Source organism: Streptosporangium sp. CA-135522, assembly GCF_050949235.1.
In the GTDB taxonomy this organism is placed as follows: Bacteria; Actinomycetota; Actinomycetes; order Streptosporangiales; family Streptosporangiaceae; genus Streptosporangium.
This window is the reverse complement of sequence record NZ_CP192026.1, coordinates 6,533,535-6,555,328: the sequence shown is the minus strand read 5'-3', so window position 1 is coordinate 6,555,328 and position 21,794 is coordinate 6,533,535. Positions and strand designations below refer to the sequence as shown.

The following is a 21,794-nucleotide window of genomic DNA, read 5'->3' as shown; positions in this document are numbered from 1 at the left end:
TCGATGGCCGAGCTGGACGTGCTGATCAAAGCCCGCCGAGTGATCACCGCAGCCGGAGAGGTGGCGCGCAGCATCGGCGTACGGGACGGGATGGTGACCGCGGTGGAGCCGCTGGAGGCGGATCTGGAGGCCGCCGAAGTCGTCGAGCTCGGCGACGACGAGGTGCTGCTGCCCGGCCTCGTGGACAGCCACGTGCACGTGAACGACCCCGGCCGGACGGAGTGGGAGGGCTTCGAGAGCGCCACCCGGGCGGCCGCGGCCGGCGGCGTCACGACGATCATCGACATGCCGCTGAACAGCGTCCCGCCGACCACCGACGTCGCGGCGCTGCGGACGAAGTGGAGGACCGCTCAGGGGCAGGTGTACGTCGACGTCGGCTTCTGGGGCGGCGCCGTACCGGGCAATCTGCGCGACCTGCGCGGGCTGCACGACGCGGGCGTGTTCGGGTTCAAGTGCTTCCTGCTGCACTCCGGCGTGGACGAGTTCCGGCACCTGGAGCCGGGCGAACTGGTGGACGCGCTGTGGGAGATCGGATCGTTCGACGCACTGATGATCGTGCACGCCGAGGACCCGCACGTGATCGAGCACGCGCCGGCCGCGCACGGCGCAGGCTACGGGGACTTCCTGCGGTCCAGGCCACGGGAGGCGGAGAACCGCGCGATCGCACAGGTGATCGAGCTGGCCCGCCGGACCGGCTGCCGGGTGCACATCCTGCACCTGTCCAGTTCGGACGCGCTGCCGATGATCCGGTCGGCCCGGCGCGACGGCGTCCGGCTCACCGTGGAGACCTGCCCGCACTATCTGACGTTCAGCGCGGAGGAGATCGCCGAGGGCGCCACCCAGTTCAAATGCTGCCCGCCGATCCGCGAGGCGGCGAACCGCGAGCTGCTCTGGCAAGGGCTCGCCGACGGCACGATCGACTGCGTGGTGTCCGACCACTCGCCGTGCACACCGGAACTCAAGCGGTTCGACATCGGTGACTTCGGCGTCGCCTGGGGCGGTATCGCGTCGCTGCAGCTCGGCCTGCCGGCGGTGTGGACCGAGGCCCGGCGTCGCGGTCACGCGCTGGCCGACGTGGTGCGCTGGATGGCCGAACGCCCGGCGGAGCAGGCGGGGCTGTCGCGCAAGGGCCGGATCGCGACGGGCTACCAGGCCGACTTCTGCGTGTTCGCACCCGACCAGGTGTTCGTGGTCGAAAAGGAGCGGCTGCACCACCGCAACCCGGTGACGCCGTACCACGGCCGGCCGCTTGCGGGTGTGGTCCGCGGCAGCTGGCTGCGCGGCGTACCGATCGACATCGACAGCCCGCCGCGGGGCCGGCTGCTCAACCGAGGAGGGGCATGAGCATCGACGGTTTCACCCGGTTTCCGGACCTGGCCTCGCGTGCGCTGGCCGGTAGCGTGGTGCACGCCAACGACGAGTCGTTCGCCGAGCGGGAGAACCTGATCAAGCCTGAGCCGCCGGTGTTCTCGGCGGAGGACTTCGGCCACAAGGGCAAGGTGTACGACGGCTGGGAGACCCGTCGTCGTCGCGAGCCCGGGAACGACCACGCGATCGTCCGGCTCGGCGTACCGGGTGTGGTGCACGGCGTGGTGATCGACACCGCCTGGTTCAGGGGCAACTATCCGCCGTACGCCTCGGTGGAGGCGACCAGCGTCGAAGGAACGCCGTCACCGTCCGAGCTGGAGCGGGCGAGCTGGGAGACGATCGTCGAGAAGGCCGCGATCGAGGGCGACACCGGCAACCCGTTCGAGGTGGCGGACCGGCGGCGCTGGACGCATGTCCGGCTGAGCATCTACCCCGACGGCGGGGTGGCCCGCTTCCGGGTGCACGGTGAGCCTGTGCCGGACCCACGGTTCATGGACGGCACGATCGACCTGGCGGCGCTGGAGTACGGCGGCGACGTGGTGGACTGCTCGAACACGTTCTACTCCGCGCCGGTGCAGTTGCTGCTGCCCGGCAGGGCCAGGATCATGGGCGACGGCTGGGAGAACGCCCGCCGCCGCGACGACGGCAACGACCACGTGACGGTCAGGCTGGCGGCCCGTGGCCGGATCCGCAGGGTCGAGATCGACACGTCGTACTTCGTCGGCAACGCGGCCGGCTGGGCCGCACTACGCGGGGCCGACGCCGAGGGCGACCGTCCGGGCGAGAACGCGCACTGGTTCGACCTGCTTCCGAAGACGCGGCTGCAGCCGGACACCCGGCACTTCTTCCGCCCGGTGGCGGCCACGCCCGCGACGCACGTCCGGCTGGACGTCTTCCCCGACGGCGGCCTGGCCAGGCTCCGGGTGCATGGTGAGCTGATCGCCGACGCCCACCGCGCGGCCGTGCTCCGCTGGCTCGATCTGCTCCCCGCCGAACACGCCGCCCAGGTTCTCGGCGAGGCCGGCGTCACCCCGGAGAGCGCCGAGGACCTCCTGCGCCGACGGCCGTTCACCGCCGGCGGCACACTGCCCTTGACGGTGCTGTCCACCTTGCTGGGGGGCGTCCGAGCTCCGTGATCCTCCCGGTCGCCTCGCTGCCGAGGCGACCGGTTCGGCAGCGAGGCGACCGGTTCGGCACGCGGTGCCGGGCTGAGGGCGGGGCAGGTCAGCGGCGGTGGACGAGCTCACCGCCGACGAACGTCATCGCCACCTCGGTCCGCCAGATCTCGCCCTGGGGCTCGGCGAACGGGTCGCGGTCCAGCACCACCAGGTCGGCGCGGTTTCCCGGGGTGATGGTGCCCGCGTCGTCGTCGTGGTTGATCCAGGCCGAGCCCGCGGTGTAGGCGGTCAGCGCGGTGGCCAGGTCCAGGCTCTGGCCGGGCAGGAACGGGGTCTGCGCCGTCGGGTAGCCGGCGTGCACCGAGCCGCCCGGCTCGGTGCGGTTGACCGCCACGTGCATGCCCTGGATCGGGTCGGCGTTGGAGACGGGCCAGTCACTGCCCGCGCAGAAGCGGGTGCCGTGGGCCAGCAGGTCGGCGAACGGATACTGCCAGGCCGAGCGCTCGTCGCCCAGGAACGGGATCGTCAGCTCGTCCATCTGGGCGTGGTGGGTGGCCCACAGCGGCTGCAGGTTGGCCGTCACGCCGAGGGCGGCGAAGCGCGGCACGTCGGACGGCTCGATGATCTGCAGGTGCGCGATGTGGTGCCGGTTGGCCGGGTCGGTTCCGGTGAAGCTGTCCAGCGCCTCGCGCACCGCCCGCTCGCCGATCGCGTGGAAGTGCACCTGGAAGCCGTGCCGGTCCAGCTCGGCGACATAGTCCTTCAGCAGTGCGGGATCGACGTAGGACAGGCCGGTGCCGCCGCAGCGGCAGTAGGGCTCGATCACGGCGGCGGTGAAGTTCTCGGCGATGCCGTCCTGCATGATCTTCACCGAGCCGGCGCTGAAGCGCTCCAGCCCCCGGGCCGACTCGCGCCGCGCGATCAGCTCCTCTATCTGCTCGGCGCCCCGCGTGCGGTCCCACCACAGCGCGCCCACCACCCGGGCCTTCAGCGCCCCGGAGGCGGCGGCCGCGACGTAGGTGGGCAACTGGTCGTCGGAGCCCGCGTAAGAGCCGACGATGGCGTCCTGCCAGCCGGTGATGCCCCGGGAGAACAGGTAGGACTGCGCCGAGAGCAGCGCCGCCGCCTGGTCGTCCGCGGTCGGGCGCGGGGTGAGCAGGCCGACCAGGTCCATCGCGCCCTCGTGCAGCACGCCGCTCGGCGTGCCGTCCGCGTCGCGCTCGATCCGGCCGTCGGCCGGGTCGGGGGTGTCGCGGGTGATCCCGGCCAGCTCCAGCGCCCGGGTGTTGACCCAGGCGGCGTGGTGGTCACGCTGGATCAGATAGGCCGGGCGCTCGACGAAGTCGAGCTGGGAGCGGTGCGGCAGGCCGCCGGGGAAGGCCGCCATGTCCCAGCCGCCGCCGTCGATCCACTCGTGGTCGGGGTTCGCCCGCGCGTAGGCGGCGACCCGCTCCAGATACTCCGGCAGGCCGTAGACCTCGGCCAGATCGCACTTGGTCCGTTCCAGGCCGGCCTGCACCGGGTGGATGTGGGCGTCGGTGAAGCCGGGGGTCAGCAGTCCGCCGTCGAGGTCGACGGTCTCGTGGCCGGGGGTCGCCCGCCGTAGGACATCGGTCTCGGTGCCCACGGCGGCGATCCGGCCGTCGCGGACCAGCACCGCCTCGGCGAAGACGTCGGCGGCGAGGAACGCCCGGCCGCCGCGGAAAAGGATGTCGCTCACCCGATCACCGCTGAGGCGCGGAGGAAGGCGTCGGACAGGTGGGTCATGGTTCTCCTTAGCGTCCGGTGATGGAGTCGGCGACGCGCGCCAGGACGGAGGTGCGGCCGAGGCCGCCCTTCTCCCTCGCGTCGGCCCGCCGGTACAGGTCGTACATGGTGTGCACGCCGATCCACCGCAGCGGTTCCACCTCCCAGCCCCGCACCTTGCGGCCCACCCAGGGCAGCGAGGTCAACTCCGTGTCCTCGCGCAGGATCAGGTCGCGCAGGGTGCGGCCGGCCAGGTTGGCGGTGGTCACCCCGTGGCCGGTGTAGCCGCCCGCCCAGCCGATGCCGGTGGCCTGGTCGACGTGCACGGTGGCGCACCAGTCGCGCGGCACGCCGAGCACCCCGGACCAGGCGTGCGCCACCCTGGAGGCCTTCAGCGCGGGGAACATGCCGGTCAGCAGCTCCCACAGCGCCTCGATGGTCCATTCGTGGGTACGGCCCCGGTCGTCGACGCGGGAACCGTACAGGTAGGGCTTGCCGCGCCCGCCGAAGGCGATCCGGCCGTCGGCGGTGCGCTGGGCGTACATGTAGTAGTGCGCCATGTCGCCGAGCAGCTCGCAGCCCTCCCAGCCGATCGCGTCCCACAGCTCGCCGAGCGGCTCGGTGACGATCATCGAGCTGTTCATCGGCAGCCAGGCGCGGTGGTACTGCTTCAGCTCGGCGGTGAAGCCCTCGGTGGCGCGGATGACGTAGTCGGCGCGGACCGTGCCGTACGGCGTGCGGGCCTCGCGCGGGGCGATCTCGGTGACCGGGGTGCGTTCGAAGACCTCCACTCCCAGGTCCCGCACGCTCTCGGCCAGCCCTCGGGCCAGCTTGGCGGGCTGGATCCGGGCGCAATGCGGGCTCCAGATCGCGCTGACCGCGCCGTCGACCCTCAGGCGGCTCTCCCGCTCGGCCGGGTCCAGCAGCCGGACGTCCTCCTCGGTCCAGCCCCAGTGGCGTTCGTGGGCGAGCAGCTGACGCAGCCGCCGATCCTGGGCGGCGTTGGTGGCCACCGTGGTGACGCCGCCCTTGACGATGTCGGCGTCGATGCCCTCGCCCTCGGCGACCGCGATGACCTCGTCGATCGACTCGAACATCACCCGCTGGAACCGCTTGGCCGCCGTCGCGCCATGCGTCTTGGCGTACCGCTCGGGGGTGCCGGCGAGCTCGCCGACCAGCCAGCCGCCGTTGCGGCCGGAGGCCCCGTAGCCGGCGAACTCCTTCTCCAGCACCACGACCCGCAGGCTCGGGCTGGCCTTCTTCAGGTAGTAGGCGGTCCACAGGCCGGTGTAGCCGGCGCCGATGATCACGACGTCGGCCTCGCGGTCGCCGTCGAGGGGGTCGCCGGCCGTGGGGATGCCGAGGGAGCGGTACCAGAAGGAGACATCTCCATTGACGAAATCCCCAGCCAGGGGAACACGCGCGTTCATGGCCCCATATCCTGCTATATCCGTCAATTGTGGTGCACCTTCCAACGGAAACCGTTGTAGAACCGCGTCATGAGTGATCTTCTCAGACGTAACGACGGGCTCACCCGTGTGTAGCAGTCCTGTAACAGGGCCGCGCCATGCTGTGCCTGATGGAAGGAGCGTTCTGATGGGGTTTCTGAGGATTCGTACAACGGTGGACGAGCGGCCGGGGCGCCTTGCCATGCTGGCCGCGGCGCTCGCGGACAAGGGCGGCAACATCCTGGGCCTGAGCGTCCAGTCCGACACGGACGGCACCGTGGACGAGTTCGTGGCGGAGATCCCCGCCGGTCCCGAGGCCGTGCGCGAGGCGTTGGAGGCGGCCGGCGGGCGCCGGGTCCAGGTGGTCGCCGCCACCGCCCACCAGCTCACCGACGAGCCCACTCGTGCCCTCCTGCTCGCCTCCCGGCTGCGCGCGATGCCCTGGCGGCTCCCCGAGTTGCTGGGGGAGCTGCTGCGCGCCGAGGACTCCCGCTGGGTCTACGGTTCGGACATGAGCGATCTGCCGGACCCGACGCTGCTGACCGTGCCGGTGGCCCCACGCCGCTCCATCCGGCTGCGCCGGGCGGAACTGCCCTTCACCCTGACCGAGGCCGCCCGGGCCGCCTCCTTCGTGCGGCTGGCCCAGCCCTCGCCCCACCAGCCGGCGGGCGCCGAGCGGGTCGTCAAGCTGTCCGACGGCGTCGAGACCCAGGTCCGCCCGCTGACGCAGCTCTACCGCGAGGCCGTCAGGGACCTGCACGACCGCTGCTCACCCGAGGCGCGCCGCTTCCGCTACTTCACCTCCATGCCCATGCTGCCGCCGCGCGTCTTCGACCGGCTCTGCGACCGCACCCGCGGTCACTCGCTGGTCGCCGGGCACGACGGCCAGGTGGTGGCGCTGGCCAACCTGATGTTCACCCCCGACCCCGGCATCGCCGAGATGGCCTTCCTGGTCGAGGACCGCTGGCAGGGCCGGGGCCTGGGCGCGGCGCTGGCCAGGATGGTCGTCGCCGAGGCCCGCGATCTGGGTTTCGCCGAGGTCAGGGCCACCCTGCTCTCCGACAACGCGCGCATGCGCAGGCTCCTGGTCTCGCTGGGCGCGACCCTGAACCACACCGAGGACCCCGGCGTGGTGGAAGCCAGGCTGGCCGTGGGAGTGATGGCGACGGCATCCCCGAGTTGAACCCATCACCCGGCCTCCCCGGTTCGAGATCACTCAGGGGCCCCGAACCGGGGAGGCCGCATTGCTCCTCGTCATCTCTCCTCGTCGGGCGTGCCCGGGTCCGCGGGAGCGCCCATGGCGTCCAGCCGGCGCTCGATCCGGTCGAGACTCTCCTGGATCCGCTCCAGCTTCGCACCGGCCGAGGGCCCGAGCCCGTAGACGCCCTCCTCCACGGTGAGGGGGCGTTCGGGACCGCGCCGCCCGATGAGCGTGATCACCTGGGCGCGTAGGGCCTCCAGGCGCACCCCTCGCTTGGTGAGCACCTGGACCGCGAGGCCCGCCCCCTCACGGATCAGGCCGAGCAGGATGTGTTCGGTGCCGATGTAGCCGTGGTGCAGGTTGAGGGCCTCCCGCAGGGACAGCTCCAGCACCTTCTTGGCCCGTGGGGTGAACGGGATGTGGTCGGGTGGGATGCCGTCACCCGGACCGATGATCTCTTGGAGGTCGTTGCGCACCTGCGCGCGGTGGACGCCGCAGGCGTGCAGGGTCCGGCCGGCGACGCCGTCCTCCTCCCCGAGCAGGCCGAGCAGGATGTGCTCGGTGCCGATGTGGTTGTGGTTGAGCCGCCGGGCCTCCTCCTGGGCCACGACCACGACACGGCGGGCACGATCTGTGAAGCGCTCGAACACGAGTGGCCTCCGTGAGGGATGCCGAGTCCTTTGCACCCACTATGCGCCAGGTTTCCCGATAAGAGGGTGACATGCGCCGGGGAATTCCTTTCCGGCCCCGAAGCGCTGAGCAACCGGCCGCCTTCGGCGCCTGGTTCGCCGACATGGGTGCTACGAATGGCGTTAATCTAACATTCTTGTGTGAGATTAGCGCCCTATCTCTATCGGGTGCCCAGGCGGCGTGCGTAGGGTCGCCGCATGACGATCGACGCCTTCATCGACGCGCTCCCCAAGGTCGAGCTGCACGTTCACCTGATCGGCTCCGCCTCCGTTCCCACCGTGCTGGAGCTCTCCCGGCGCCACCCCGGCGGCCCGGTGCCCACCACGGAGGAGGAACTGCGCGAGTTCTACCTCTTCCGCGACTTCCCGCACTTCGCCGAGGTCTACGGGGCGGTCAACGCCCTGGTCCGCGATCCCGAGGACGTGGCGACACTGGTGGGCGGCCTGGCGCGGGACTTGGCCGCGCAGAACGTGCGCTACGTCGAGCTGACCGTCACCCCCTACTCCCACCACGTCATGGGCATGCCCATGCGCGCGGTCACCGAGGCGCTCGACCTGGCCGCCCGCGCCGCCCTCGCCGAGCACGGCGTCCGCCTCGGCTACATCTTCGACATCCCCGGCGAGTACGGAACCGAGGCCGCCCGGGCTACCCTGGACCACGCGCTCCAAGAACCTCCCCAAGCATTGGTAGGTTTTGGTCTGGCCGGCATCGAACAGGAACGACCGAAGTATCGCGACGCTTTCCGGGACGCCTTCCGTGCGGCCACTGCCGCCGGGCTGCGCAGCCTGCCGCACGGGGGTGAGATGTCCGGCCCGGAGACCATCTGGGAGGTTCTCGACGGTCTGGGAGCCGAACGGATCGGTCACGGCATCGCCTGCCTCGCCGACCCCCGCCTGGTCGCCCGCCTGCGCGAGGAGCAGATCCCCCTGGAGGTCTGCCCCACCTCCAACGTGTGCACCGGCCAGGTCGCCCACATCAAGGAACACCCCCTCCCGCGCCTGTTGGAGGAAGGCCTGTTCGTCACGCTGAACAGCGACGACCCGCCCATGTTCGCCACCACCCTCAGCAACGAGTATCAGGTGGCCGCCGAGGTCTTCGGCCTGGACCGCCCGGCGTTGACGGCACTGGCCCGCAACGCCGTCAACGCCTCCTGCCTGGATCAGCGGGGACGGCAGACGATTCTCGCCGAGATCGACGCGCTGGGCGAGGCCCCACGAACGCACTGACCCGCGCAGCCGGAGCCGCGCGGGTCAGAGGTTCACGGATCGGGGATTCGGCGCCCCTCACCGGATCAGGGGGAGGAGGGCCGGCTCAGGGACGAGGGGATCTTCGAGGCCGCTGCCCTGTCCAGCAGGAACAGCGTCCGCTGGCGTCCGCGGGCACCGGCCGCCGGCACCTGCACCGGCCCCGAGTCCGACAGCGCCAGCCGTACGGCTCCCGCCTTCTCCTCACCGGCGGCGATCAGCCAGACCTCGCGCGAGGCCTGGATGACCGGGAGCGTGAGGGAGATACGGGTGGGCGGCGGCTTCGGCGCGCCGTGCACCGCGACCACCGGCCGTGTCTCGTACAGCGCGGGCATGCCCGGAAACAGCGACGCCACGTGGCTGTCCGGGCCCATGCCCAGCATCATCACATCGAACGACGGCGCCGGCCCGTGGTCCTCGGGGCGCGCCGCCTTGCGGAGCTCCTCGGCGTACGCCTCGGCCGACTCCTCGGCGGTCATGCCCGAGTCGGGGCCGCGCATCACGTGGACACGGTCGGGATCGACGTCGACGTGGTCCAGGAGGGCCTTGCGCGCGCCGGTCTCGTTGCGTTCGGGGTGGCCGGAGGGCAGGAAACGCTCGTCACCCCACCAGATGTCCAGATTGCGCCAGTCAATGGCGTCGCGAGCCGGGTTGGCGGCGATCTCGGCCAAAGTGGCGATGCCGATGGTGCCGCCGGTGAGCACCAGCGAGGCCGAGCCCTTGCCCGACTGCGCGTCGACGGTGCGGGTGATCACCCGGGCGGCGGCGGCCTTGGCGAGCATGTCGGCGTCGCGATGGACGATCACGTTGGGAACGCTCACGAGGACTTCTCTTTCAACGGGCTTTCGAGGACCAACGGGCTTTTACGACTGATGGGCTTTTCAAGACTGATGGGCTTTTGACGGCCGGCGGGCTTCGCGCGCCCGACGGGATCTCTACGACAGAGCGCCCCGCGGCAGGCCGCGGGGCGCTCCCGGGTCAGGACTTGCGCGCCCGGGCGAGTCGCCGGATCGCCGCCTCGTAGATCTCGTCAGGGTCCAGACGGCGCAGCTCCTCGGCGAGCAGCTCCGACGTCGGGCGACGGGTCAGGGCGACATGACGGTCCGGCTGGCCCGGACGGGCCAGTGTGGCCAGACGGCCGTCGCCACGGCTGATGGCGATCTCACCGTCGGACGTGGCCAGCTTGACCGCGGTCAGGCCGGGGCCCTGCGAGTCGACGACCTTCACCTGGGCGCCGAGACGCTCGCTGAGCCAGGCCGCCAGCAGCAGGGCGCTGGCGTGGTCCGGCACGGCCTCCACGACACCCTTCTTGACCTTGCCCGCCGGCTGGTCGAACGCGGCGGCCAGCAGGCTCCGCCACGACGTCAGCCGGGTCCAGGCCAGGTCGGTGTCACCGGGGACGTATCCGCCGGCCCGGCTGGTGATCGCCTGCACCGAGTCCGCCGCCGACCGCGCGTCGACGATGCGGCGCTGGGCGAGCATGCCGATCGAGTCCTTGGCCGGCACCGCCGGGCAGGCGCCCGGCCACCAGGCCACCACCGGGGTGTCGGTGAGCAGCAGCGGGCCGACCACAGAATCGGCGTGCTCGGTGAGCTCGCCGTACAGGCGCAGCAGGATCACCTCGCCCGGGGTCGACTCGCCGAAGCGCAACTCGGCGTCGAGCCGGTTCGGCTCCTTCGGGTCGCGGGGGATGACGACCAGTATCCGGGAGGGGTGCTCCCTGGCCGCCTCGGTCGCGGCGCGGACCGCGTCGTACTGGTTGCTCTCGTCACTGACCACCACCAGGGTCAGCACCATGCCGACCGCGGGGGTGCCCATCTGGTGGCGCAGATGGGTGAGCTGTGAGGAGATCTTCGACGCGGTCGTGTCGCTGAGCATGAAGCTCGCCATCTACAGCCTCCTCCAAGCGCGTCCGTCGCGGGCCATCATCTCGTCGGCCGACTTGGGACCCCACGTGCCCGACGGATATTCCTGCGGCGGTCCCTGGGAGGTCCAGAACTCCTCGATGGGGTCGAGGATCTTCCACGACAGCTCGACCTCGCGCTGGTGGGGGAAGAGCGGCGGGTCGCCGATCAGCACATCCAGCAGCAGCCGCTCATAGGCCTCGGGGGAGGACTCCATGAACGACTCGCCGTAGGCGAAGTCCATCGAGACGTCCCTGACCTCCATGGCGGTGCCGGGCACCTTCGAACCGAACCGCACCGTGATGCCCTCGTCCGGCTGGACCCGGATGACCAGGGCGTTCTGCCCCAGGATCTCGGTGTCGTCCTTGCTGAACGGCAGGTGCGGCGCGCGCTGGAACACCACGGCCACCTCCGTCACCCGGCGGCTCAGCCGCTTGCCGGTGCGTAGGTAGAACGGCACCCCGGCCCAGCGGCGGTTGGCGATCTCCAGCTTGATGGCGGCGTAGGTCTCGGTGATGGAGTCCGGTGGGATGCCGTCCTCCTGCGTGTAACCGACGACCGGCTCGCCGCCCTGCCAGCCCGGCCCGTAACGGCCGCGCGCGGTGGAGTCGGCCAGGTCCTGCGGCAGCCGTACCGCCTTGAGGACCTTCTCCTTCTCCCTGCGCAACGAGTTGGCCTCGAACGAGGTCGGGTCCTCCATCGCCACCAGCGCCAGGAGCTGCAGCAGGTGGTTCTGGATCACGTCACGGGCCGCGCCGATGCCGTCGTAGTAACCCGCCCGGCCGCCGATGCCGATGTCCTCGGCCATCGTGATCTGGACGTGGTCGACGTAGCTCCGGTTCCAGATCGGCTCGAACAGGTTGTTGGCGAAGCGCAGCGCCAGGATGTTCTGGACGGTCTCCTTGCCCAGGTAGTGGTCGATGCGGAACACCGAACTCTCCGGGAAGACCGCGCTGGTGATCGCGTTGAGATCCTGGGCGCTCTTCAGGTCGTGCCCGAAGGGCTTCTCGATCACCACCCGGCGCCAGGACCCCTCGGGACCGTGCGCCAGCTCGGTCCGCTTGAGCTGCTCGACCACGACCGGGAAGAACTTCGGCGGCACCGAGAGGTAGAAGCCGTAGTTGCCGCCGGTGCCCCGGGTCTGGTCGATCTCCTTGAGCATCATGGCCAGCGCGTCGAACGCGCCGTCGTCGGTGAACTCTCCCGGGCAGAAGAAGATGCCCTCCGACAGCTGCTTCCAGACCTCCTCGCGGAAGGGCGTGCGGGCGTGCTCCTTGACGGCGTCATGGGTGAGCTGCGCGAAGTCCTGGTCCTGCCAGTCGCGGCGGGCGAAGCCGACCAGGGAGAAGCCCGGGGGCAGCAGCCCCCGGTTCGCCAGGTCGTAGATCGCCGGCAGCAGCTTCTTGCGCGCCAGGTCACCGGTCACGCCGAACAGCACCAGCACGCACGGCCCCGCCACCCGCGGCAGGCGCTTGTCACGCGGATCGCGCAGTGGGTTGGCGGCCACCACCTCGTCGGTGGTGGCGGCGGTCGCGGCCGCCGAGGCGACGCTCACCGACTCCTCGGCGTGCGGCCCTGCGGGGGGTACGCCGTCGGTGTGCGAGGCGTCGACCTGGGTCACATCGGCCTGCACCACGGGGCGTTCCTTGCTCATTCAGACCTCCCGCGCCGCGGCGAGCAGACGTGCCACCCCGGCCGCGCGATCGGTCAGGTGCAGCCGTACGGTGGGACGCCCGCGCTTGGCCAGCGCGCCCTGGTCTCCCAGAGCCTGCGCGAGCTGGAGGCGGCCCAGCGTGTACGGCTTGCCGGGCACCTCGACGTCCTCCTCCACGGCGCCGGTGATCTGCAGGAACACGCCGTTCTGCGGGCCGCCCTTGTGATACTGGCCGGTGGAGTGCAGGAACCGGGGGCCCCACCCGAAGGTGATCGGCCGCTCGGTCCGCACCGCGAGCTGCGCGCGCAGCGTGGCCGGGTCGGCCGCGCTCCACGCATCGGTCATCTCCTCGAACGAGGCGCCTTCCGCGTGAGGGGCGTCGAAGGCCGCCTCCCGGTCGAGGTAGGCCATGATCGCGAGGTAGCCGTCGGCGGGAACGGCCTCCAGCAGCTGGGTGAACACCCCCGACAGGTCCTTGGGGACCTCCGGGCCGGGCAGCTCGCCGTACACCTCGACGGGGCCGTCGACCAGGATCGGCGTGCCGGTCGGCAGCTCCGGCCGGGCCAGCAGGTTGCCGGTGTTCTCCTTGGACTCGGCCACGTTCGGCTGGTTGAACGGGTCGATGCCGAGGACCCGGCCGGCGATGGCGGTGGCGTACTCCCAGACGAGGAACTGCGCGCCCAGCGGACCGCTGACGGTCAGCGCGCCGCCGGTGTCGATCCCGGCGACCAGCTCGTCCTCGGCCTCGCCCGGCTCGGCACCGACGACCGGCAGGATGCCCTTGCCGCTCTTGCCGGTGGACTCGGCGACGAGCTGCTCGATCCAGTCGGGCAGGCCGTTGATCTCCGACAGGCCGTCCTCGAGCACGAGCTTGTCGCGACCGGAGACCGCGGCGGCGCCGAGGGCGGCGCCGAGGTCGAGGCCGGGGTTGCCCTCGGCCTGCGAGAGCAGCGGCTGCACGGCGGCCGCGTCGTCGAGCAGCTGCTTGACGTCGGCCCCGGCCAGCGCGCTGGGCACCAGGCCGAACGCCGTCAGGGCGCTGTAGCGGCCGCCCACGTTGGGGTCGGCCAGGATGACCTGGTAGCCCGCCTCGATGGCGCTCTGCTCCAGCGGCGAGCCCGGGTCGGTGACCACGACGATCCGCTCGGCCGGGTCGATCCCCGCGTCGCGGAAGGCCTTCTCGTAGATCCGCCGGTGGCTGTCGGTCTCGACCGTGCCGCCGCTCTTGCTGGCGACCACCAGGATCGTGCGGTCCAGCCGGTCGTCGAGCGCCCGGCGCACCTGACCGGGATCGGTGGTGTCGAGCACGGTCAGCGGCACGTCGGCGGAGGTGGTGATGACCTCCGGGGCGAGCGAGGAGCCGCCCATGCCGGCCAGGACCACGTGGTCCAGACCCTGCGCGCGGGCCCGCTCGACGAGCTTGCCGATCTCGGGCAGCAGCTCCCTGCTGGTGTGCGGGAGGTTGAGCCAGCCGAGGCGGACCGTCGCCTCGGGCTGGGCGTCCGGGCCCCACAGGGTGGGGTCGCCGGCGGCGAGGGCCTCGTGGACCCCTTCGGAGACGAGCCGCCCGGCCGTCTCCGCGGCCTGCTCGGCCAGTTTCTCCTCGCCGAACGTCACGGACACTGACATGTGCTTCACGCCTTCCGCAGCTCGGCGGAGACGGTGGCCAGGAGTTCTTTCCAGGACGCTTCGAACTTCTCCACGCCCTCCTCCTCCAGCACCTTCACCACGTCGTCGTAGTCGATACCGGCCTCCTTGAGGGCGGCCATGGTGTTCCAGGCGTCCTCGTAGTGGGGGCGGATGGTGTCGCCGGTGATCCGGCTGTGGTCGGCCACGGCGTCGAGGGTCTTCTCCGGCATCGTGTTGACCGTGCCCGTCGTGACCAGCTCGTCGACGTAGAGGGTGTCGGGGTAGCTCGGGTCCTTGGTGCCGGTGGAGGCCCACAGCGGGCGCTGCGGGCGCGCTCCGGCCGCGGCCAGGGCCTGCCAGCGCGGGGAGTCGACCACGTCCTCGAAGGCGGCGAAGGCGAGACGGGCGTTGGCGACCGCCGCCTTGCCCTTGAGAGCCTTGGCCTCGGGGGTACCGATCTTCTCCAGGCGCTTGTCGATCTCGCTGTCCACGCGGCTGACGAAGAAGGAGGCCACCGACTCGATGCCGGCCAGGTTCAGGCCGTTGGCCTGCGCGCGCTCCAGGCCGGTCAGCCAGGCGTCCATGACGGCGCGGTAGCGCTCCAGGGAGAAGATCAGCGTGACGTTGACGCTGATGCCCTCGGAGATCGCCTGGGTGATCGCGGACAGACCCTCGACCGTGGCGGGGATCTTGATGAACAGGTTGGGCCGGTCGACCATCCACCACAGCGCGCGCGCCTCGGCGATCGTCTTGTCCGTCTCCCGGGCCAGACGCGGGTCCACCTCGATCGAGACCCTGCCGTCCACGCCGCCGGTGGCGTCGTAGACCGGCCGGAGCACGTCGGCGGCCCAGCGGATGTCGTAGGTGGTGATGGCGCGCACCGCCTCCTCGACGTCCACGCCGCGCACCGACAGGTCGTGCAGCTGGGTGTCGTAGGCGTCGCCCTTGCTCAGCGCCGAGGCGAAGATCGTCGGGTTGGAGGTGACGCCGACCACGTGCTTGTCGCGGATCAGCGACTCCAGGTTGCCGGTGCGCAGGCGCTCGCGGCTGATGTCGTCCAGCCAGACGGAAACGCCCTGTCCGGAAAGGCTCTTCAGGATCTCACTCATGATCAGTTTCCCGTCGTCTCGCCCTTGTCGGCCCCGGTCCGCGCGAGGCTCGCCTTAGCGGCGGCAGCCACTCGCTCGGCGGTGAGGCCGAACTGCTCGTAAAGGGTCTTGTAGGGAGCCGAGGCACCGAAGTGCTCCAGGCTGACCACCTCCCCTTCATCTCCCACGAACTGCCGCCAGCCCAGCGAGATTCCCGCCTCGACGGCCACGCGTGCGCGGACCGCCGAGGGCAGCACCGTCTGCTTGTAGGCCGAGTCCTGGGCCTGGAACCACTCGACGCACGGCATCGACACCACCCGGGTCGCGATGCCCTCGGCCTCCAGCAGCTCACGGGCTCCCACGGCCAGCTCGACCTCGGAGCCGGTGCCGATCAGGATCACCGCGGGCTGGCCGTTGGAGGCGTCCTCCAGGACGTAGCCGCCGCGGGCCACCTTCGCGGCGTCCGCCGTACCGGCGTAGACGGGGAGGTTCTGCCGGGTCAGCGCCAGCGCGGCCGGACGGTCGTTGTGCTCCAGCACGATCCGCCACGCGGCGGCCGTCTCGTTGGCGTCGGCCGGGCGGACGACGTCCAGGCCCGGGATGGCGCGCAGCGCCCACAGGTGCTCGACCGGCTGGTGGGTCGGGCCGTCCTCGCCCAGGCCGATGGAGTCGTGCGTCCACACATAGGTGACCGGCAGCTTCATCAGCGCCGCGAGCCGTACGGCCGGGCGCATGTAGTCGCTGAAGACCAGGAACGTGCCGCCGTAGGGCCGGGTGCCGTTGTGCAGGGCGATGCCGTTGAGGATCGACCCCATGCCGTGCTCGCGGATGCCGAAGTGGAGCGTGCGGCCGTAGCGGTTTCCGGGGAACTCCTTGGTCTGGTATTCCTCCGGGATGAAGGACGGCTCGCCCTTCATCGTGGTGTTGTTGGACTCGGCCAGGTCGGCCGAGCCGCCCCACAGCTCGGGCAGCACCGGCGCGAGGCTGTTGAGAACCTCGCCGGAGGCCTTGCGGGTGGCGACGGAGGCGCCGGGCTCGAAGGTCGGCAGCGCGTCGGTCCAGCCGGCCGGCAGCTGCCGCGCGCTGATCCGGTCGAACTCGGCCGCCCGCTCGGGGTTGGCCGACCGCCAGCTCTGGTAGGCCTTCTCCCATTCGGCGCGGGCCGCCCGGCCACGCTCGACGACCTCGCGGGTGTGCTCCAGGATCCGGGCCGGGACGTCGAAGCTCTTCTCCGGGTCCTGGCCCAGGATCGCCTTGGTGGCGGCGATCTCCTCGGCGCCCAGGGCGGAGCCGTGCGCCTTGCCGGTGTTCTGCTTGTTCGGCGCGGGCCAGCCGATGATGGTGCGCAGGCGGATGAACGAGGGCCTGTCGGTCTCGGCGCGCGCGGCCTCCAGGGCCTGGTGCAGCGCCTCGACGTCCTCGTCGTAGTCGCCGTTCTTGGTCCAGTCGACGGTCTGCACGTGCCAGCCGTACGCCTCGTAGCGCTTGGCGATGTCCTCGCTCAGCGCGATCTGGGTGTCGTCCTCGATCGAGATGTGGTTGCTGTCGAAGACGACGACCAGGTTGCCCAGCTTCTGGTGGCCGGCGATGGCGCTGACCTCGTGGCTGACGCCCTCCTCGATGTCACCCTCGGAGGCGATGCACCAGATCATGTGGTCGAACGGGCTGGTGCCCGGAGCGGCGTCCGGGTCGAACAGCCCGCGCTCGCGGCGGGCCGCCATGGCCATGCCGACCGCGTTGCCCAGACCCTGGCCGAGGGGGCCGGTGGTGGTCTCGACGCCGATGGTGTGGCCGTGCTCCGGGTGGCCCGGGGTCAGGCTGTCCCACTGGCGCAGGGCCTTGAGGTCGTCCAGGGACAGGCCGTAGCCCGACAGGTACAATTGGATGTAAAGGGTGAGGCTGGTGTGGCCGGCGGAAAGAACGAACCGGTCTCGGCCCGCCCAGGTGGGGTCTGAGGGGTCATGCCGCAACGTCTGCTGGAAAAGCAGGTACGCGGCGGGTGCGAGGCTCATCGCGGTGCCGGGGTGGCCCGATCCCGCCTTCTCTACCGCGTCCATCGCCAGGGCCCGTACGACGTCGACCGCCTGACGGTCCAGGTCGCTCCAGTCAAGGGCTGGCACGAGTTCGCTGCTCAAGTGCTCGATCTCCGGATCTAGTCATGTGATGGTGGCGCCGGTTTGGCTTTTCCCGCCCACACCGGACCCTAACGGGTCGGCCTTGCTACCGTTGCGTAGGCCGATCCGGGGCGAGTCCACAGGAGTCGTGAGCAGCGCGGACGAAACTCCCACGGGGCCTCCCGTCGTGCCGCCTCCGCACCCCATGCCGGAACCGGCCACCCCAACAACTACAGTTGAGTCTTCAAGGCTGGCTGGTGCCCGCATTCACGGATTCGCTCTAATCAGAGGTTACGCGTTGACCCCGCACGTGCTGGAAGCGCCTTAGATGGTGCTGACCGACAAGCAATCGACGGCCCTGTCCGGGACGGGCACGGCCGACATCGTCGCGCCGCGTTCGTTCGGCGACGTCGTGAAGGCCTATGTCGCCCTCACCAAGCCGCGGATCATCGAACTACTGCTGATCACGACGCTGCCGGTGATGTTCCTGGCCGCCCGCGGTCTGCCCCCGCTGTGGATCGCCGTCTCCACCCTGGTGTTCGGCACCCTGTCGGCGGGCAGCGCGAACGCGCTGAACTGCTACATCGACCGTGACATCGACGCCGCGATGCGCCGCACCCGGCGCCGGCCGCTGGCCCGCGACCAGGTCCCGCCGACCAACGCGCTGATCTTCGGCGTCGTCCTCGGCGTGCTGTCGACTCTTGGCCTCGGATTGACGGTGAATTGGCTCGCGGCCGGCCTGTCGCTGGCGGCGAACCTTTTCTACGTCCTCGTCTACTCGATGATCCTGAAGCGGCGGACCTCCCAGAACGTCGTGTGGGGCGGCCTGGCCGGGTGCATGCCGGTGCTGATCGGCTGGGCCGGCGTCACGGGCGGCCTCGACTGGGCCCCGGTGGTGCTCTTCGGGGTGGTGTTCTTCTGGACGCCGCCGCACACCTGGACCCTCGCCATGCGCTACAAGGAGGACTACGCCGCGGCGAAGGTCCCCATGCTCCCGGTGGTCGCCACCGAGCGCCGGGTCGTGCTGGAGAGCATCGCCTACACCTGGGCGACGGTGGCCTGCTCGCTGCTGCTGTGGCCGATGGCCCAGACCACCCTCCTCTACCCCGCCGTGGCCATCGTGCTCGGCGCCGCCTGCCTGTGGGAGGTCTACCGCCTCCTCGGCCGCGTCAACGCCGGCAAGACCGGCGTCGACCTGCGCCCGATGCGTTTCTTCCACTGGTCCAACGCCTACCTGGCGCTGCTCTTCCTCGCCGTCGCCGTCGACTCGATGCTCGTCTGAGCCGTTCCGACGACGGGCGAACCCTCGTGGGCCGTGCCACGGGGGTCGCCGGCCGTTCCACGCCGTCCATGCCCACGCCGTCCATGCCCATGCCGGCCGTTCCACACCGTCCACGTTCCCACCCGCCGACCGGCGGAGCGGACCGTGTCCTCGGGCGGTCGCCGGCCGCGGAAGACCGGAGGGGACACCTCGTGTTTGATCGGTTACGGTTGCCGTATGGCAAGCCGTGATCCTCGGTGGGTGTTCAAGGACCGCCCGTCCGTCGCCCTGATCGCCGGTCTTGTCGTCGCCGGTCTGTGCGCGCTGGCGTCGTTCTCCTTCGATGTGCTGAACGGCGACCCGGTCTACTTCTTCATCGCCCTGGCCCTGGCCCTGGCGCCGGTCCCGGTGCTGCTGGCCGCGGTGCTCGCGCTGGACCGCATGGAGCCGGAGCCGCGCAGCAACCTGGTGTTCGCGTTCGCCTGGGGCGCGGGCGTGGCGGTCCTGGTCGCGGGCCTGGTCAACTCCTTCAACCTGGTCTACATCGAAAACACCGTCCGACTGGGCTATGACAGCTCGCGCAACATCGCCGCGACCTTCGGCGCCCCGGTGGTCGAGGAGACGATGAAGGGGCTGGTCCTGCTGGGCCTGCTCAGGTTCAAGCGGGCCGAGCTCGACGGGCCCACCGACGGCATCATCTACGCCAGCATGGTCGGCCTCGGCTTCGCGATGAGCGAGAACGTCAGCTACTACGTGGCCGCGCTCGACGACATGGGCGCGCGGGGGCTCGCGGTGACCGTCGTGCTGAGGGGCGTCCTGTCGCCCTTCGCGCATCCGCTGTTCACCTCGATGATCGGTGTCGCGGTGGCCTACGCCGCGCAGCGCCGGGGTCAGGTGCGGATCTTCGTGATCGCGGCGGGCTGGATCGGCGCGATGCTGCTGCACGGGATATGGAACGGCTTCGCCTCCTACGTCGGCATCGGCGGCCTGGCCATCGCCTACGTCCTGCTGATGATCGTGCTGTTCATCCTGATCGGGATCGTCTTTCGCGACCGTAAACGCATCGTCGGCCTCATCCAGACCTATCTGCCCGCCTACCAGGCGACCGGTCTGGTGGGGCCCTACGACGTCGCCATGCTCTCCTCGCTGCCGGGCCGCCGCCAGGCCAGGCAGTGGGCCAAGACGAACGGCGGCCGGACCGGGCTGCGGGCGATGAACGACTACCAGCTCGCCGCCACCGAGCTGGGCCTGCTCCACGAGCGGGCCAGGCGGCACATGATCGACGAGCACACGTTCGACGAGGAGCAGCGGGCGCTGCTGGAGTGCATGGCGGCCGCCCGTGCCCACTATCCGGCCCCCCAGCCGCCCCCGCCGGCCCCACTGGCCCCGCCGGGCGTCATGGGCCACCCCCGATCAGGTCGCGTTCCGCCCCCGCAGGGCGCTCCCGGCACTCCTTCGCCCGGCTACGTCTCGTGGCAGGCCCCGCCGCCCCCGCCGGGCGCGGGCCCCCACCCGCCGCACCGCTAGCGGCTCACCCCGTCCGGAGCGCGGTGTCCAGGGTGCTCTCGCGGGGCCCGGGGAAGACGGGGGAGGAGTCGAGGACCACCGCGTCGAGGAAGGCCTTGCCGCAGGCGAGGAACTCGCGGGCCGCGTAGGCGTAGGTGGACGCCCACTGCCTGGCCGAGTCGTCGCCGACACCGAAGGCCGCCAGGCCCGCCGTACGGCACAGCGCGACGGCCCTGGGCAGATGGAAGACCTGGGTGACCACGGTCAGCCGGGTGGCCCCGAACACGTCGCGGGCCCGCACGCACGAGTCCCAGGTGTCGAATCCCGCGTAGTCCAGCACGAGGGCGCCGGCGGGGATGTGCCGGCGGGTGAGCAGGTAGTCGCGCATCGCGGTGGGCTCGTCATAGCCTGCCCGGCCGTTGTCGCCGGACAACAGGATCGCCTTCACCTTGCCCGCCCGGTACAGCTCGGCGGAGATGTCCAGTCGTCTGGCCAGCATGGGGGAGGGGCCGTCCCTCCAGGTCGCCGCTCCCAGGACCAGGGCGACCGGAGCGGCGGGGACCTCCTCTACCCAGCCGGGGGAGGTGTCGGCCACCACCCGGTGTCCCGAGCTGGCCAGCCAGGCCCAGGTCAGCGGGGCGATCGCCAGCAGACTCAGCAGCACGGCCGCCCGGTAGGAGCGCCGGAGGGTCTTACGCGACAGCGGCATCCGCCCATTGTCCCGGCCCCACGGGCGCCCGGCTAGGCGGGGATCGAGTCGAGTCTGCCGGACCGGGTGGCCGGAGAGTCGGCCGGGCCCCGTGACCGCAACGCGTACACCACCCGCAGCGCGCCGATCCACACCAGCGTCGCGCCGAGCACGTGCAGGCCCACCAGGAAGGCGGGCACGGCAAGGAAGTACTGGACGTATCCGATGACCCCCTGCGCCATCTCCACCGCCAGCAGGGTCAGCGCCGCCCGGCGCGCGTGCCGGGGCGCGTCGCTCACGTGCAGCGCGAAGAGCAGGGCGAAGGTGAGCCCGACCACGACGTAGACGACGTCGGCGTGGATCCGGGCCACGCTCTCGATGTCGAACGGGAACCGGGAGGCCATCTCGTCCCCGGAGTGCGGCCCGGTGCCGGTCACCACCACGCCCGCGACGAGCAGGACGGCCACCGCGGCGATGAGGACGTGGCCGAGCGTACGGATGTCGCGGTGGACCAGCCGTTGCGGCGCGGCGTCACCCTCGTTCGAGCGGGCGTAGAGCGCGAAGCAGGCGGCGATCAGGCCGATGGAGATCAGGAAGTGCACGCTCACGGTGACCGGGTTGAGCACGCTGCGCACGACCAGGCCGCCCCAGAGCCCCTGCGCGGCCACGCCGGCCGGCTGCAGCCAGGCCAGGCGGACCAGGTCGCGGCGGCGCGGCAGCAGCCTCATCGCGGCGACCAGGCAGGCCAGGCCGATGGCCAGGACCAGGAAGGTCAGCAGCCGGTTGCCGAACTCGACGGCCATGTTGACCGGCGAGATCTGGCCGTGGGCGGTCGGAAGCAGGCTGTCGGGGGTGCACCTGGGCCAGGTCGGGCAGCCCAGGCCCGACTTGCTGACCCTGACCGCCGCGCCGGTCACCGTGATGCCCGCGTTGGCGACGACCGCCGCCAGCGCCCACCGCCGCAGCGTGGCGGCCGTGGGGGACCACACGGTCTGCGTCAGGTTCACGGCATGCCGACGGGCCTGGTCAAAGAGGTGCTTCACGGCTCACATGTTAGGCGGCGAAGGCGGCGGTCCCGCCGCGGGCCCATGCGCTCCCGGCGGAACGATCTCTCCGCCGCCCGCGCGGCTCGCGG

Annotated in this window: 16 protein-coding genes and 1 pseudogene; 6 read left to right on the top strand and 11 right to left on the bottom strand. The window is 71.1% G+C overall.

Annotated elements, in window-relative coordinates; translation table 11 throughout:
- Positions 1–3: 3 nt before the first annotated feature.
- Positions 4–1,344 (top strand): allantoinase AllB, encoded by a 1,341-nt coding sequence (allB, locus tag ACQPYK_RS31290; protein ID WP_433238711.1) that lies wholly within the window; start codon positions 4–6, stop codon positions 1,342–1,344.
- Complete coding sequence (gene alc / locus ACQPYK_RS31285) at positions 1,341–2,504, top strand: allantoicase (RefSeq protein WP_433238708.1); 1,164 nt, start codon at positions 1,341–1,343, stop codon at positions 2,502–2,504. The genes allB and alc overlap by 4 nt, the downstream gene beginning before the upstream one ends.
- A gap of 88 nt (positions 2,505–2,592) precedes the next feature.
- Here the strand turns inward: alc and ACQPYK_RS31280 are convergent, their stop codons facing one another.
- Positions 2,593–4,206: an amidohydrolase gene (locus ACQPYK_RS31280; protein WP_433238705.1), complete on the bottom strand. Its 1,614-nt coding sequence runs from the start codon at positions 4,204–4,206 to the stop codon at positions 2,593–2,595.
- A gap of 55 nt (positions 4,207–4,261) precedes the next feature.
- The gene (locus ACQPYK_RS31275; protein ID WP_433238702.1) at positions 4,262–5,662 is read right to left on the bottom strand and encodes an NAD(P)/FAD-dependent oxidoreductase; all 1,401 of its coding nucleotides are present in this window, start codon (positions 5,660–5,662) and stop codon (positions 4,262–4,264) included.
- A gap of 166 nt (positions 5,663–5,828) precedes the next feature.
- Between ACQPYK_RS31275 and ACQPYK_RS31270 the strand changes: the two genes are divergently transcribed.
- Positions 5,829–6,863: an N-acetyltransferase family protein gene (locus ACQPYK_RS31270; RefSeq protein WP_433238699.1), complete on the top strand. Its 1,035-nt coding sequence runs from the start codon at positions 5,829–5,831 to the stop codon at positions 6,861–6,863.
- A gap of 212 nt (positions 6,864–7,075) precedes the next feature.
- On the opposite strand, the pseudogene ACQPYK_RS31265 reads toward ACQPYK_RS31270, so the two are convergent.
- Positions 7,076–7,531: pseudogene (locus ACQPYK_RS31265) on the bottom strand (Clp protease N-terminal domain-containing protein); the annotation flags it as partial.
- A gap of 237 nt (positions 7,532–7,768) precedes the next feature.
- Here ACQPYK_RS31265 and add point away from each other — a divergent pair.
- Complete coding sequence (add, locus tag ACQPYK_RS31260) at positions 7,769–8,797, top strand: adenosine deaminase (protein WP_433238696.1); 1,029 nt, start codon at positions 7,769–7,771, stop codon at positions 8,795–8,797.
- A 65-nt stretch (positions 8,798–8,862) separates the two neighbouring features.
- On the opposite strand, the gene pgl is transcribed toward add, so the two are convergent.
- The 6 genes from pgl to tkt all read right to left on the bottom strand — a co-directional run bounded on the left by pgl (position 8,863) and on the right by tkt (position 17,147).
- Complete coding sequence (gene pgl / locus ACQPYK_RS31255) at positions 8,863–9,636, bottom strand: 6-phosphogluconolactonase (protein WP_433238693.1); 774 nt, start codon at positions 9,634–9,636, stop codon at positions 8,863–8,865.
- A 157-nt stretch (positions 9,637–9,793) separates the two neighbouring features.
- The gene (gene opcA / locus ACQPYK_RS31250) at positions 9,794–10,705 is read right to left on the bottom strand and encodes a glucose-6-phosphate dehydrogenase assembly protein OpcA (RefSeq protein WP_433238690.1); all 912 of its coding nucleotides are present in this window, start codon (positions 10,703–10,705) and stop codon (positions 9,794–9,796) included.
- Positions 10,706–12,373 (bottom strand): glucose-6-phosphate dehydrogenase, encoded by a 1,668-nt coding sequence (zwf, locus tag ACQPYK_RS31245; RefSeq protein ID WP_433238687.1) that lies wholly within the window; start codon positions 12,371–12,373, stop codon positions 10,706–10,708. It abuts the gene before it with no gap.
- Entirely contained in the window at positions 12,374–14,002 is a 1,629-nt protein-coding gene (locus tag ACQPYK_RS31240; protein ID WP_433238684.1) for a glucose-6-phosphate isomerase, read from the bottom strand.
- 5 nt (positions 14,003–14,007) lie between these two features.
- Positions 14,008–15,111: a transaldolase gene (gene tal / locus ACQPYK_RS31235; protein WP_433238681.1), complete on the bottom strand. Its 1,104-nt coding sequence runs from the start codon at positions 15,109–15,111 to the stop codon at positions 14,008–14,010.
- A gap of 2 nt (positions 15,112–15,113) precedes the next feature.
- Positions 15,114–17,147: a transketolase gene (tkt, locus tag ACQPYK_RS31230; protein WP_433258963.1), complete on the bottom strand. Its 2,034-nt coding sequence runs from the start codon at positions 17,145–17,147 to the stop codon at positions 15,114–15,116.
- 385 nt (positions 17,148–17,532) lie between these two features.
- On the opposite strand from tkt, the gene ACQPYK_RS31225 reads away from it, so the two are divergent.
- Both ACQPYK_RS31225 and ACQPYK_RS31220 read left to right on the top strand, forming a co-directional pair.
- Positions 17,533–18,486 carry a heme o synthase gene (locus ACQPYK_RS31225; RefSeq protein ID WP_433238678.1) on the top strand — a complete coding sequence of 318 codons (954 nt, stop codon included), beginning with the start codon at positions 17,533–17,535 and terminating at the stop codon, positions 18,484–18,486.
- A gap of 216 nt (positions 18,487–18,702) precedes the next feature.
- Positions 18,703–19,992 carry a PrsW family intramembrane metalloprotease gene (locus ACQPYK_RS31220; RefSeq protein WP_433238675.1) on the top strand — a complete coding sequence of 430 codons (1,290 nt, stop codon included), beginning with the start codon at positions 18,703–18,705 and terminating at the stop codon, positions 19,990–19,992.
- Between the two features lie 4 nt (positions 19,993–19,996).
- On the opposite strand, the gene ACQPYK_RS31215 is transcribed toward ACQPYK_RS31220, so the two are convergent.
- Both ACQPYK_RS31215 and ACQPYK_RS31210 read right to left on the bottom strand, forming a co-directional pair.
- Complete coding sequence (locus tag ACQPYK_RS31215; RefSeq protein ID WP_433238672.1) at positions 19,997–20,680, bottom strand: SanA/YdcF family protein; 684 nt, start codon at positions 20,678–20,680, stop codon at positions 19,997–19,999.
- Between the two features lie 32 nt (positions 20,681–20,712).
- Positions 20,713–21,702 (bottom strand): COX15/CtaA family protein, encoded by a 990-nt coding sequence (locus ACQPYK_RS31210; RefSeq protein WP_433238669.1) that lies wholly within the window; start codon positions 21,700–21,702, stop codon positions 20,713–20,715.
- Positions 21,703–21,794: the final 92 nt, after the last annotated feature.

Bases quoted from the DNA above. Each gene is read 5' to 3' on its own strand.
- ACQPYK_RS31225 (WP_433238678.1), top strand. From the start codon at position 17,533: ATGGTGCTGACCGACAAGCAATCGACGGCCCTGTCCGGGACGGGCACG.
- add (WP_433238696.1), top strand. From the start codon at position 7,769: ATGACGATCGACGCCTTCATCGACGCGCTCCCCAAGGTCGAGCTGCAC.
- ACQPYK_RS31275 (WP_433238702.1), bottom strand. From the start codon at position 5,662: ATGAACGCGCGTGTTCCCCTGGCTGGGGATTTCGTCAATGGAGATGTC.
- opcA (WP_433238690.1), bottom strand. From the start codon at position 10,705: ATGGCGAGCTTCATGCTCAGCGACACGACCGCGTCGAAGATCTCCTCA.
- zwf (WP_433238687.1), bottom strand. From the start codon at position 12,373: ATGAGCAAGGAACGCCCCGTGGTGCAGGCCGATGTGACCCAGGTCGAC.
- ACQPYK_RS31220 (WP_433238675.1), top strand. From the start codon at position 18,703: ATGGCAAGCCGTGATCCTCGGTGGGTGTTCAAGGACCGCCCGTCCGTC.
- tal (WP_433238681.1), bottom strand. From the start codon at position 15,111: ATGAGTGAGATCCTGAAGAGCCTTTCCGGACAGGGCGTTTCCGTCTGG.
- tkt (WP_433258963.1), bottom strand. From the start codon at position 17,147: ATGGACGCGGTAGAGAAGGCGGGATCGGGCCACCCCGGCACCGCGATG.
- alc (WP_433238708.1), top strand. From the start codon at position 1,341: ATGAGCATCGACGGTTTCACCCGGTTTCCGGACCTGGCCTCGCGTGCG.
- ACQPYK_RS31240 (WP_433238684.1), bottom strand. From the start codon at position 14,002: ATGTCAGTGTCCGTGACGTTCGGCGAGGAGAAACTGGCCGAGCAGGCC.
- allB (WP_433238711.1), top strand. From the start codon at position 4: ATGGCCGAGCTGGACGTGCTGATCAAAGCCCGCCGAGTGATCACCGCA.
- ACQPYK_RS31215 (WP_433238672.1), bottom strand. From the start codon at position 20,680: ATGCCGCTGTCGCGTAAGACCCTCCGGCGCTCCTACCGGGCGGCCGTG.
- ACQPYK_RS31270 (WP_433238699.1), top strand. From the start codon at position 5,829: ATGGGGTTTCTGAGGATTCGTACAACGGTGGACGAGCGGCCGGGGCGC.